This window comes from Cupriavidus sp. (assembly GCF_057315035.1).
This window is the reverse complement of sequence record NZ_DBHKYV010000036.1, coordinates 42,583-54,797: the sequence shown is the minus strand read 5'-3', so window position 1 is coordinate 54,797 and position 12,215 is coordinate 42,583. Positions and strand designations below refer to the sequence as shown.

Below are 12,215 nucleotides of genomic sequence, written 5' to 3'. Positions count from 1 at the left end.
TGGCGCAGTGCGTGGGGAACAAGGCGGGGGAAGGGTAGTACGTCCGTTCGATTAACACGTTTGTGGTATTGGTCCGCCGCACGGCTCGGCATAAGCTGCAGGCACGCTGAACACCCCGTTCCACGCGTACTTCTGAGCCACTGGTCCCTGGGCCGGTGGCTTTTTTCTTTCTAGATACCGGCCTGTGCCGCAGCGGCCGCAGCTGCCTTTACCGTGTCGACGAAATGGTCGCGCGCCGGATGGTCGGGCGCCTGTTTCCAGACGCAATAGACCTCGGACGGTACGGTGGCATCGGCCAGCGGACGGAATGCGGCGCCGGCCATGCCGGAGCGCGCCATCGCGGCAGGCACCACGGCCACCCCCATGCCCTGTGAAACCAGCGACACCACCGATAGCCAGTGGCGCACTTCGTGCCGGATGCGGGGATAGAAGCCTTGCGTCGCGCACATGTCGAAAATGCGGCTGTAGTAGTCGGGCGAAGCCTTGCGCGAGAACAGCACGAACGGTTCGCCGCGCAGGTCCGCCAGGGCCACGGCGTCACGCCCGGTCAGCGGATGGTCGGCCGGCATGCAGCAGACAAATGCTTCCGAGTGGGCCAGCGTAGTCGCCAGTTCATCGGGCACGCGGCTGGTGTGGACGAATCCCGCATCGAGTTCGCCATGCAGCAGCGCGTCGATCTGTTCCTGCGAATTCAGTTCGGTCAGCGCCACATGGATGCCTGGATAGCGCGCCTGGAATTCCTGCAGCCGTTGCGGCAACCCCCGATACAGCATCGAGCCGACGAAGCCTACGCGCAAGCGCCCCACCGCGCCGGCCTCGATCTCGCGCGCGAGCAGCCGGGCCGACTCGGCCTGCGCCAGCAACGCAGTGGCTGACTCGCGGAAGGCGCGTCCCGCCGCTGTCAGCCTGACGCCGCGGCTGTCGCGCTCGAACAGCCGGGCACCCACCGAGGTTTCCAGTTGCTGGATATTGAGCGACAGCGGCGGCTGCGAAATCGACAGTCGTTTCGCGGCGCGACCAAAGTGAAGTTCCTCGGCCAGCACGAGGAAGTAGCGCAGGTGGCGGAATTCCATGGCAATACAAAATTTATATTGATCAAGCCAATTTTAGAATTAGACACGAATCGTTGCCCATCGAATAATGGTTTCAAACAATCCCGCCCCCGTTCTGCAGGGCAGGAAGCCATCCGGAGACGATTCATGCCGACCAGCGCCGCTCGCCCCGCTGCATCCCCATTCGCCCCAGCTACCTCGCCAGCCCCCGCCGCTGACGCGCATCCGGTTCCCGATCGTCATGGCGCGAGCCTGTTCACGGCGGATCCCGACCTGCGCGCGCTGCTGCCGCTGTACTTGCCCGCCGACCTGTTCAACCACCTGCTGCCGCATCTGGAGCGCATGGGTGCGCTGGCCGGGGGCGTGCTCGACGAACTGGCCAATGTGGCCGACCATGAACCCCCCACGCTGTCGCATCGCACGCGCAGTGGTCTCGATGCCCAGCGCATCCACAAGCATCCGGCCTATGTGGAACTGGAACGCGTGGCGTTCTCGGAATTCGGCCTGGCCGCCGCTTCACATCGTGGCGGTGTGCTCGGATGGGACAAACCAATGCCGCCAGCGGCCAAGTACGCGCTGACTTATCTGTTCGTGCAAGCGGAATTCGGCCTGTGCTGCCCGCTTTCGATGACCGATTCGCTGACGCGCACGCTGCGCAAGTTCGGCGATCCGGCACTGGTCGAACGCTTCTTGCCGAGCCTGACCACGCAGGTCTTCGACGACCTGTACCAGGGCGCAATGTTCATGACCGAGCAGGGCGCGGGCTCCGACGTTGCCGCCACCGCCACGCGCGCGATTCGCGATGAGGGCGCCGAAGGTGGCTGGCGCCTGGTGGGCGACAAATGGTTCTGCTCGAATCCCGACGCGGCGCTGGCGATGGTGCTGGCGCGCGTCGAGGACGCTGACGGCAAGGCCGTCGAAGGCCACAAGGGGGTCTCGCTGTTCCTGCTGCCGCGCAACCTGGCCGACGGCAGTGCCAATCATTACCGGATCATCCGCCTCAAGGACAAGCTTGGCACGCGCTCGATGGCCAGCGGCGAGATCCGTCTCGAAGGGGCGCATGCCTACCTGGTGGGCGAGCCGGGCCGCGGCTTTGTGCAGATGGCCGACATGATCAACAACTCGCGCCTGTCCAACGGTGTGCGTGCCGCGGGACTGATGCGCCGGGCACTGACTGAAGGTCAATTCATCGCAAGCGAACGCCGTGCATTCGGCAAGCGGCTCACGGACATGCCGCTGATGCGCCGCCAGTTGCTCAAGCTCACGCTGCCCACCGAGCAGGCGCGCACCATGGTGTTCCAAACCGCCGAAGCGTTGCGCCGTGCCGATGCCGGCGAGGCCGACGCGTATCCGCTGATGCGCATCCTGACGCCGCTGATCAAGTTCCGCGCCTGCCGCGATGCGCGCAAGGTGACCGGCGATGCCATGGAGATTCGCGGCGGCTGCGGCTATATCGAGGAATGGAGCGATCCGCGCCTCGTGCGCGACGCCCATCTTGGTTCGATCTGGGAGGGCACCAGCAATATCGTCGCGCTCGACGTGCTGCGTGCGATCCGGCGCGAAGGTTCGTTGCCGGTACTGCAGTCGCATCTGCAAGCACTGCTCAAGGACACGCCGATGCATGCGCAGGCGCGCGCCACGTTTGAACTGGCCATCGCCAATGCTGCCGCGCTGGCCGCGCGTGCCGCCGAAGCCGGTGCCGCCGGCGATGTGCTGGCCCGCCAGGCCGCTTCCGCGCTGTATCACGTGACCAGCGCCGTGGCCATGGCATGGGAAGCAGGCCAGATCGGATCGGTACGTCGCATGCGCCTGGCGCAACTGGTGCTCGTGCATCGCGTGTTGCCGCAAGATCCGCTTGGTGGCGGCACCGAACCCGACTGGCTGGCCGACACCGTTGCACCGCCTGCCGACGGCACCGTCCGCGCTGCGGGGCAGGTCGACCAGATCAATGTGTTCTAAGTGGCGGGCATACGCCACCTTCACGACAAATCAAAAGCTTCACCGGAGACAACGCATCATGCCCCAATGGCACCGCCGCGCGGCCCTGGCCGCATTCGCCTCACTGGCCGCCTGCACGCTGTTTGCAACCGCCACGCCCGCCTTCGCGCAGAAGGATTTCCCGAGCAAGCCAATCATGATGGTGGTGACCTACCCGCCCGGTGGTCCCACTGACGCGATGGCACGCACGCTGGCCGCGGCACTGAAGAACAGCCTGGGCCAGCCGGTGGTCGTGGAGAATCGCGCCGGCGCCGGTGGCAATATCGGTGCCGAAGTCGTGGCGCGGGCCGAATCCGACGGCTACACGCTGATGTTCGGCACGTCGGCTCCGCTGGCGATCAACGTGAGTCTCTACCGCAAGATCAACTACGATCCGGTCAAGAGCTTTGCGCCGGTGATCCAGATCGGCCATCTGCCGAACGTGCTGGTGGTGAACGCGAACGTGCCCGCGAAGAACGTGCAGGAGCTGATTGCCTATGGCAAGGCGCATCCGGGCAAGCTCAACTATGCGTCGTCGGGCAACGGTGCATCGTCGCATCTGGCCGGTGTGCTGTTCAACAACCTGGCCGGTACCGACTTCCAGCACGTGCCTTACAAGGGCACGGGACCCGCGCTCAATGACCTGCTCGGCGGGCAGGTCAGCATGACGTTCACAGACGTGCTGACCGCGCTGCCGTTCATCAAGAGCGGCAAGGTGCGCGCGAAGGGCGTGACCACCAAGGGACGCTCGCAGGCATTGCCCGACGTACCGACCGTGGCCGAGCAGGGTGTCCCTGGCTTTGATGTTTCGGTATTCTTTGGCGTGGTGGCACCGGCCGGTACGCCGCCCGCCGTGATCGCCAAGCTGAATCATGCATTTGCCGACGCGCTGCAACAGCCTGACGTCCGCAAGACATTGCTGGCACAGGGGCTGGAACTGGCACCGTCGACCTCGCCCGAGCAGCTTGGCAGCTTCGTGAAGTCCGAAGTGGCCAAATGGCGTACCGTCGTGCAGAAGTCCGGCGCGCAGTTGGACTAAGACCAGGAAGAAGACAAGGAAGAGACCATGACGCCATCCCAACCCGGCGCGCTGGCCGGTATCCGCGTAGTCGATCTGTCGCGCATCCTCGGCGGCCCGTTCTGCGGCCAGATCCTTGGCGATCACGGTGCGGACGTGCTCAAGATCGAACCGCCGCAGGGCGATGACACGCGCACGTGGGGCCCCCCGTTCCGCGAGGGCGTGGCGTCGTACTATTTCGGCCTGAACCGCAACAAGCGCGTGATGAAGCTCGACCTCACCACCGACGCCGATCGCGAAGTCCTGCTGGCGTTGCTCGCCGATGCCGACGTGCTGGTGGAGAACTTCAAGACCGGCACGATGGAGAAATGGGGCCTCGGCTACGATGTGCTGTCACAGCGCTTCCCGCGCCTGGTCCACTGCCGCGTGTCGGGGTTTGGCGCCGATGGTCCGCTAGGTGGCCTGCCCGGTTATGACGCCGCGATCCAGGCGATGGCCGGCATCATGAGCATCAATGGCGAAGCCGAGCGCGATCCGCTGCGTGTGGGACTGCCGGTGGTCGACATGGTGACGGGCCTGAACGCGGCGCTGGGCGTACTGCTGGCACTGCAGGAACGTGAGCGCAGCGGGCGCGGGCAATTCGTGGAAGCGGCGCTTTACGATTCGGGCCTGTCGCTGCTGCATCCGCATGCGGCCAACTGGTTCATGAGCGGCAAGACGCCCGGACGCACCGGTAATGCGCATCCGAACATCTATCCATACGACACGGTTGCCACCGCCACGGATCCAATCTTCCTTGCCGTCGGCAACGATCGCCAGTTTCGCATCCTGTGCGAGCACATCGGCGTGCCGCATCTGGCCGATGACGAACGCTTTGCCACGGCCGGCGCGCGTTCGGTCAATCGTGCACTGCTCAAGGGGACGCTGGAATCAAAGATGTCCACCTGGGACGGCAAGGCGTTGGCCGACGAACTGGCCGCGGCCGGCGTGCCATGCGCGCCGGTGTTGTCGGTCCCCGATGCGTTGAACCATCCGCATACCGCCCATCGCGAGATGGTGGTGGAGATGCCGGGTGGTTACAAGGGGCTCGGCGCACCGGTGAAACTGAGCCGGACACCGGCGACGTACCGGTATGCGCCGCTGACGGAAGGAAATGCGTTCTTGCCACGCGAAGCTGCCAATGACTGACTTGTTGCTCCCCTCTCCCGCGCGCGGGAGAGGGGCTGGGGGAGAGGGCCAGCAGTTCAAGCCGAGACAAGTCGCAATTTGAACTTCATGCCCTCTCCCCCGACCCCTCTCCCGTTTCACGGGAGAGGGGAGCAAGACATCAGTGATCAACTACCCAACTACCCCGGAATCATCCCGGTCAGCACATAGGCCTGCAGCATCGTGATCACGCCCACGATGAACGCAAACAGCAGGCTGTGCTTGAGTGTAAAGCGGAACAGCTCCGACTCCTTGCCGACCAGGCCGGTTGCCGCGCAGGCCACCGCGATCGATTGCGGCGAGATCATCTTGCCCGTCACGCCGCCCGTGGTGTTCGCGGCCACCAGCAAGGTGTCCGAGACGCCGATCTGATGCGCGGTGGTGTGCTGCAGCGAGCAGAACAACGCGTTGGACGACGTATCCGAGCCGGTCAGGAAGACCCCGAGCCAGCCCAGCAGTGGCGAGAAGAACGGGAACGCCGCACCGGTACCCGCCAGCAACAACGCCAGCGTCGACGACATGCCCGAATAGTTGGCCACGAACGCGAAGGCCAGCACCAGACCGATGGAAAGAATCGGGCGGCGCAGTTCCATCATCGTTTCGCCGAATGTCACCAGCGCATCGCGCGGCTTCATGCGTAGCAGCAGCACGGAGATGATCGCCGTCAGCAGGATGGCGGTTCCCACGGCCGACAGCAGATCAAGCTTCAGCACCGCTTCATATGGCTTGGGCGATGCCACGATCGGCGCGGCCTTGATGACCAGTTGGTCGAGCATTGGCACCTTGAACTTGAGCACCGTACCGGCCAGCACACCATTGCCCGCAAACAGTGCCTTGAAAGGCGGCAGGCTCCACACGGTCACGATGGCAGTCAGGATGCCAAACGGAGCCCATGCACGGACGGTCTGGCCGAACGTATAAGGCGATGCCTTGCGGCTTGTTGCCGCTCCCATGCCACCACCGAAGCCGGCCAGCGCCACCGTGCCGCCCGATACCGTGCCGCGCGCCGACTGCGATGCCGAACGCGGCTGCCAGACGCGCAGGAATGCGGCCAGCGAGATCAGGCTCACCAGTGCCGAGGTGATGTCCGGCAACTCCGGGCCGATATGGTTGGACGTGAAGTACTGCGTCACGGCAAAGCTGCCGCCAACCACCAATGCGGCAGGCCACGTTTCGCGTACGCCCTTCCAGCCATCCATCATGAATACGAGCCAGAACGGTACCGCCAGCGACAGCAGCGGCAACTGGCGGCCGGCCATTGCGCCGATATGCATCGGATCGATGCCCGTGACCTGGCCGGCCACGATGATCGGAATGCCCATCGCGCCAAACGCCACCGGCGCCGTGTTGGCGATCAGGCAGAGCCCTGCGGCGTAGAGCGGATTGAAACCCAGCCCTACCAGCAGTGCGGCAGTGATGGCCACCGGCGCGCCAAAGCCCGCGGCGCCTTCGAGGAACGCACCGAATGCAAAGCCGATCAGCAGCATCTGCAGGCGCTGGTCGTCGGTGATCGACAGCACCGAGGCGCGGATCACGTCGAACTGGCCGGTCTTTACCACGATCTTGTAGAGGAACACCGCCGTCACGATGATCCATGCAATTGGCCACAAGCCATAGGCAAAACCGTAGCCGGCCGCGGCAAATGCCTGCGGCGCGGGCATGCCATAGGCCAGGATCGCCACGGCCAGTGCCAACGCCAGCGTGATGGCAGCGGCCACATGGCCCTTCATGCGCAGTACGGCCAGCGCAACGAAGAAGAACAGGATGGGAATTGCCGCCGCGAGTGCGGACAGCCAGAGGCTGCCCAGCGGCGTGTAGATCTGGGTCCAGGGTTGCACGGGTTGTCTCCTTGGTGGTGTTTAAATTCTTGTCGGCTGCGTGGCCGCTATTCCGGCTGATTTCGCTCGGCCAGCAGGTCTGAAAGACTCTTCGGTGCCGGTGTCAGCGGCTTGCGATGCTGCGTCCAACCCATCTGCGACGATGGTGTCAGCGCACGCAAGCGCGTGGCGGCCCAGCGGAACAGGCGGTAGGTGGCCGGATGCGCGAATGCGCCGCTCCAGAAGCGCCACACCAGATGTTCGCGGCGGCTGTACTTGGCGCCCTGGCCCTTGAGCGGATGCGGCACGGCTTCGTCGGGGTCCCGATTCGCTTCGGTGCGCAGCCGCACCAAAAGTTGCGGAATCGGAATCCGCACGGGACACACCTCGCCGCATGCGCCGCACAGGCTCGATGCGGTGGGCAGGTCCGCCGTGGCATCGAGGCCCAGCAGGTGGGGGGAAATGATCTTGCCGATCGGTCCCGGATAGGTCGTGCCATAGGCATGGCCGCCGATGCGCGTATAGACCGGGCAATGGTTCATGCAGGCGCCGCAGCGGATGCATTGCAGCGTGGCGCGCAACTGTTCGTCGGCGTAGGCCTGGCTGCGGCCGTTGTCGAGCAGCACCAGGTGCACCTCGCGCGGGCCGTCCTGCTCGTTGGCCTTGCGCGGGCCCGAGATCAGGTTGAAGTACGTGGTGATCGGCTGGCCCGTGGCCGAGCGCGTGAGCAGGCTCGACAGCGGCACGATGTGCGACAGCTTTGCCACCACCTTTTCCATGCCCATGACGGCGATATGCACATCGGGCACCGTGGTCGAAAGCCGGCCATTGCCTTCGTTCTCCACGAGCCACAGCGTGCCGGTATCGGCGGCGGCGAAGTTCACGCCGGACAGGCCGATGTCGGCGTCGACAAACGCCTGGCGCAGCGCCCGGCGGCCGGTCTGGATCAATGCATCGACATCCTCGGTATAAGGCGTGTCGGGAATATGCTTTTCGAACAGCGTGGCGATGTCGGCCTTGGTCTTGTGGATGGCCGGCATCACGATATGCGACGGCTTCTCGCCGGCCAGCTGGACGATGTACTCGCCCATGTCGGATTCGATGCAGTCGATGCCGCGCTCGGCCAGGTAATGGTTCAGCTCCATTTCCTCGCTGGCCATCGACTTGCCCTTGATCACGCGTGTTGCCGAGCGCGCCTGGGCGATGCCGTGGATGATCGCGTTTGCTTCTTCCGCGGTTTCGGCCCAGTGCACCTGCACGCCAGCCCGGGTCAGGTTGGCTTCGAGTTGCGTCAGCAGGTCGGGCAGGTTGGCCAGCGCATGCTGGCGTACCGCTTCGCCAAGATCGCGCAGATGCTCGAGTTCGTCGCCATCGGGAAACTGCACGGCGCGCTTCTGTTGCAGGAAGTCCATGGCGCCGCGAAAGCTCTGGCGCAGCTTGGGGTCATCGAGCGCGGCACGCGCCCGCGCGCGAAAGTCCTCGGACGGAACGAAGTGCAGGGTTTGCTCGCTCATTGCGCGGCCCCTTCATGATCGGTCACGATCACGACCCAGAGCCTGCGGGGGCCATGGGCGCCGTAGGCCAGGGTCTGCTGGATGTCGGAAGTCTTGGATGGGCCGGATACCATGACGAGGTTGGTCGGCATGCCGTCGCCCCAGCTCTCGGTGCGCACCGCGCTGTGCAGATCAGGGTGCAACGTCGAGGCATACACCAGTGCGATATGCGTCGGGGGTACCAGTGACATCGTGCGCGGCGAGCCGGTATCCGGTTCCAGCACCAGCGTTCCGGTGGCGGCCAGGCCCGAACGTGCCACCGTGAAGCCGGCGTCGACGGTATCGAACAGCTCTGCCTTCCATGCTTCAAGTGGACGATCGAATGCCGCCAGGGCGATGCCGGCTGGCAGCGCCCTGGCCAGCGCGGCGCCTTCGGGACGATTTTTGTCGAGCAGCAGGCGGCGCACGCCTTCGTCGGCAAGACGGCTGGCTAGCCACGTGGGCCAACTGGCGGCATCGGAGCAGATCACTTCGGCGTGCGAAGCGGTCAACGCGGCCTGCATCGACGCCACCATTGCAGCAATCGAGGGTTGCTCGGCGCGGCGGATATCGAAATGCCGGTCGATGCGCTGGTCCAGCGCAACCGTCTCCGTCGTCAGCATCGATCCGGATGTCGGCACGGCAGCACGCAGCCGGCCCAGCATGCGTTCACGGGCGCTCATGGTCGTCATGCGGCACCTCCGGTACGGCGCCACAGGAATGACGCCAGGTGTTCGACCGGCAACGGCTTACCGGCATGCGCGGCGGCGTGACCGATGTTGAGCAGGCAGCCGCAGTCGGCCGACACCAGCCGGTCGCAGCCGGTAGCGCAGGCGGAGGCCACCTTGTCACGGACCATCGCGCCAGAAATATCGGCATGCTTAAGCGAGAACGTGCCGCCAAAGCCGCAACATTCCGACTCACGCTCGTGCTCCACCCGCGTGACGCCGGGCAACGCATCGACCAATGCCACACCGTGTACCCGCGTACCCATTTCGCGACGTGCCGCGCACGAGGTATGGAGTACGACGCGCTCGTGGTCTGCGGCATGCAGATGGTCGAAGCGCACGTGCAGTACGTTGAGCAGGAATTCTGCAAGTTCATAGACGCGCCCGGCGATGTCGCTGGCCAGCGCAGCGGCCTCGGGATCATCGGCAAATAGCGCGGGCCAGTGATGGCGCATCATTCCGCCGCAAGAACCTGACGGTACGATGATTGGCCATGGCTCGCGGAACAGGTCCAACTGGGCACGCGCCACCTTGCGGGCCTGTTCAGGATTGCCGCTGCTGTAGGCGGGCTGGCCGCAACAGCTCTGGCCACGCGGAAAGTGAACGGTCAGGCCTTCGCGTTCCAGCAGGCGCACGGCATCGAGGCCGGCTTGCGGAACGAAAAGATCGACCAGGCAGGTGCCAAACAAATACACCTGTTGCGGGACGGTGGTGGGGTACTGCCTCGATTGCATTGTCTGCCTCCGGTATGGCATTGCCGCGTCTGATACGCGCTGCGACATTTTTGAGCGCATAATTCCCGCTCTTGCGCCGGAGTACAAATTGGTTGGACCAGTTAGGCGTCAAGGCCAGATTTCAGGCCAGATTCAGGGTTCCAGGGGAAGGGTTCGATGGCAGGCGGCGCACGCAATCGCGTGGAAGACATCATGCGCAGGATGGAAACCGCGCTGCTCGATGGCACGTGGCCGGTTGGTGCGAGGCTGCCCGCCGAGCGCGTGCTGGCCGAACAGTATGCGGTGGCGCGCAACACGATCCGCGAGGCGATCCAGCGGCTGGCCGCGCGCGGCCTGCTGCAAAGCCGGCGTGGCGCCGGCGTATACGTGACCGACCAGTTGCGTACCGGGATTGCCTCGCCGTGGGGGCAGCTGGTTGCCGATCACCCTGCGCTGCGCGACGACATTCTTGAATTCCGGCGTGTACTGGAAGGCGCCACGGCCTACTTTGCCGCGCAGCGTGCCGATGCCTCGGACCTCAAACGTATACGCGGGCTGCTGAAAGAACTGGAGCGTTCGCGCAAGGCTGACGACAAGGCCAGCGAGGCGGATGCCGATGCGAAGCTGCACGATGCGATTGCGCAGGCATCGCACAACACGATGTTCCTGCACCTGCACACCAGTGTGATCGGGATGCTACGCGAGCACATCACGATCAACGGCACCGGCCTGCGTGAAGCCGATGCCGCCTCCTCGGATTTGCTGTTGCTGCAGCACCGCACGCTTTGCGAAGCCATCCTTGCCCGCAGACCCGAGGAGGCGCGTACCGCGATGCAGACGCATATCGATTTCGTCCGCAGCAAGGTCGACGGCGACGGCACGTGAGCCGTGCCCCGCAATATTGGTCGTACCAATTGCTGCGTACGACAAGGCAATGGAATCAGGTACTTGGGATCGCGGACTACACGAGTTCGGCGGTCGTCAGTTCGCGCTTCAGGTACGCATAGAAGATGGGTCCGGCGATCACGCCCGGGATGCCATACAACGTCTCCATCACCAGCATCACGGTCAGCAGCTCCCACGCCGCCGCCTGTATACGCGCACCGATAATGCGCGCGTTCAGGAAGTACTCGAGCTTGTGGATCACGACCAGGAAGACCAGCGACACGACCGCGATCGGCAGCGACACCGACAGCGACGCGATCACGATGGCGGTGTTCGAGATCAGGTTGCCGAGCACCGGCAACAACCCCGCGATAAACGTAATGGCGATCAGCGTCTTGGACAACGGCAAGTGCTGGTTGAACAGCGGTAAGACCACCATCAGGTATACCGCCGTCAGGATCGTGTTGATCAGCGAGATCTGGATCTGCGCGAAGATGAACTGGGCAAACGCCTTCTGCAAGGTGCGCGCGCGATCGATCAGTGCGCGCGCCAGTGGCCGGCGGTTGGGGCGCGAGATGGCACGGTATAACGCCACCATGGCCCCGATGATCAGGCCCAGCACGATATGCAGCAAGGTGCGGAGGATGTCGGTACCGAGCCGCTGCGCCATTTGCGCATGTTCACGCAAGGCCGAGATCAGCGTGGTAGCCAGTTCTTCGACTCCGTTGGGCAGGTAATCGCTGAGCCAGGCGGGCAACTGCGCGCGCGACTGGTCGATGATGTCGGCCGCATGATCCAGCAGCCGCTCGATGGTCGTACTGTCGACACTCAGGAAACGCACCAGCGCCCAGATACCACCGGTCAGCGCGAGCAGGATGATGGCCGAAAGGATTGCCACGGCCAGCGCATCGCGGCGGGAATGGGTCAGGCGTGGTGCCAGTACGTCGACCAGCGAATATAGCAGCAGTCCCGCCAGCAATGCGGCCACCAGATTGGCGTGCATGACCAGCAGCAGCGCGCCGCCCACCAATACAAATGACACGGTGGTGACGCTGAACCAGCTGCCTGGCGTCAGGCGCCGGGACGGGGACGATGTCGTGGGCATTGCAGCGCCAGCGTCGGCGCGGTCTTCCTGATGTTCTGTGTCCAGCTGCTTCATGTCTCGGCAGGTCTCGGCAGTCGAGTACGAAAATTGGAATGGGTAGGCGGATTGTCGATGTGGCGCGTAACAATGGCAAGTCAGGATGACAGACAAGCCGGCCAGCGGACCGCGGGCGACTGCGGGCG

At 64.5% G+C, this 12,215-nt stretch carries 10 protein-coding genes; 4 read left to right on the top strand and 6 right to left on the bottom strand.

What is annotated here, in order from left to right; translation table 11 throughout:
* Window positions 1–170: 170 nt before the first annotated feature.
* Complete coding sequence (locus ACO550_RS30635; RefSeq protein ID WP_315596261.1) at window positions 171–1,073, bottom strand: LysR family transcriptional regulator; 903 nt, start codon at window positions 1,071–1,073, stop codon at window positions 171–173.
* A 126-nt stretch (window positions 1,074–1,199) separates the two neighbouring features.
* Here ACO550_RS30635 and ACO550_RS30630 point away from each other — a divergent pair, with 126 nt between their 5' ends.
* Genes ACO550_RS30630 through ACO550_RS30620 form a run of 3 tightly spaced genes read left to right on the top strand, consistent with a single transcriptional unit; the run spans window position 1,200 to window position 5,235 of the window.
* Window positions 1,200–3,011, top strand: a complete 1,812-nt coding sequence (locus ACO550_RS30630; protein ID WP_315596262.1) for an acyl-CoA dehydrogenase family protein — start codon at window positions 1,200–1,202, stop codon at window positions 3,009–3,011.
* A gap of 58 nt (window positions 3,012–3,069) precedes the next feature.
* The gene (locus ACO550_RS30625; protein WP_315596263.1) at window positions 3,070–4,068 is read left to right on the top strand and encodes a tripartite tricarboxylate transporter substrate-binding protein; all 999 of its coding nucleotides are present in this window, start codon (window positions 3,070–3,072) and stop codon (window positions 4,066–4,068) included.
* A gap of 27 nt (window positions 4,069–4,095) precedes the next feature.
* Window positions 4,096–5,235, top strand: a complete 1,140-nt coding sequence (locus ACO550_RS30620) for a CoA transferase (RefSeq protein ID WP_315596264.1) — start codon at window positions 4,096–4,098, stop codon at window positions 5,233–5,235.
* Window positions 5,236–5,393: 158 nt separating this feature from the next.
* Here the strand turns inward: ACO550_RS30620 and ACO550_RS30615 are convergent, their stop codons facing one another.
* From ACO550_RS30615 to ACO550_RS30600, 4 genes are read right to left on the bottom strand one after another with little or no spacing between them, the layout of a single operon-like run.
* Complete coding sequence (locus ACO550_RS30615; protein ID WP_315596265.1) at window positions 5,394–7,091, bottom strand: lactate permease LctP family transporter; 1,698 nt, start codon at window positions 7,089–7,091, stop codon at window positions 5,394–5,396.
* 47 nt (window positions 7,092–7,138) lie between these two features.
* The gene (locus ACO550_RS30610) at window positions 7,139–8,584 is read right to left on the bottom strand and encodes a LutB/LldF family L-lactate oxidation iron-sulfur protein (protein WP_315596266.1); all 1,446 of its coding nucleotides are present in this window, start codon (window positions 8,582–8,584) and stop codon (window positions 7,139–7,141) included.
* Complete coding sequence (locus tag ACO550_RS30605) at window positions 8,581–9,294, bottom strand: LUD domain-containing protein (protein ID WP_315596267.1); 714 nt, start codon at window positions 9,292–9,294, stop codon at window positions 8,581–8,583. Before ACO550_RS30605 ends, ACO550_RS30610 begins: the two co-directional genes overlap by 4 nt.
* Window positions 9,291–10,064, bottom strand: coding sequence for a heterodisulfide reductase-related iron-sulfur binding cluster (locus ACO550_RS30600; protein WP_315596268.1), 774 nt, complete (start codon window positions 10,062–10,064; stop codon window positions 9,291–9,293). The genes ACO550_RS30605 and ACO550_RS30600 overlap by 4 nt, the downstream gene beginning before the upstream one ends.
* 156 nt (window positions 10,065–10,220) lie before the next feature.
* Here ACO550_RS30600 and ACO550_RS30595 point away from each other — a divergent pair, with 156 nt between their 5' ends.
* On the top strand, window positions 10,221–10,928 hold the full coding sequence (locus tag ACO550_RS30595; RefSeq protein ID WP_315596269.1) for a FadR/GntR family transcriptional regulator: 708 nt from the start codon (window positions 10,221–10,223) through the stop codon (window positions 10,926–10,928).
* 76 nt (window positions 10,929–11,004) lie between these two features.
* Here ACO550_RS30595 and ACO550_RS30590 read toward each other — a convergent pair whose 3' ends face one another.
* The gene (locus ACO550_RS30590) at window positions 11,005–12,033 is read right to left on the bottom strand and encodes an AI-2E family transporter (protein WP_315596295.1); all 1,029 of its coding nucleotides are present in this window, start codon (window positions 12,031–12,033) and stop codon (window positions 11,005–11,007) included.
* Window positions 12,034–12,215 lie beyond the last annotated feature (182 nt).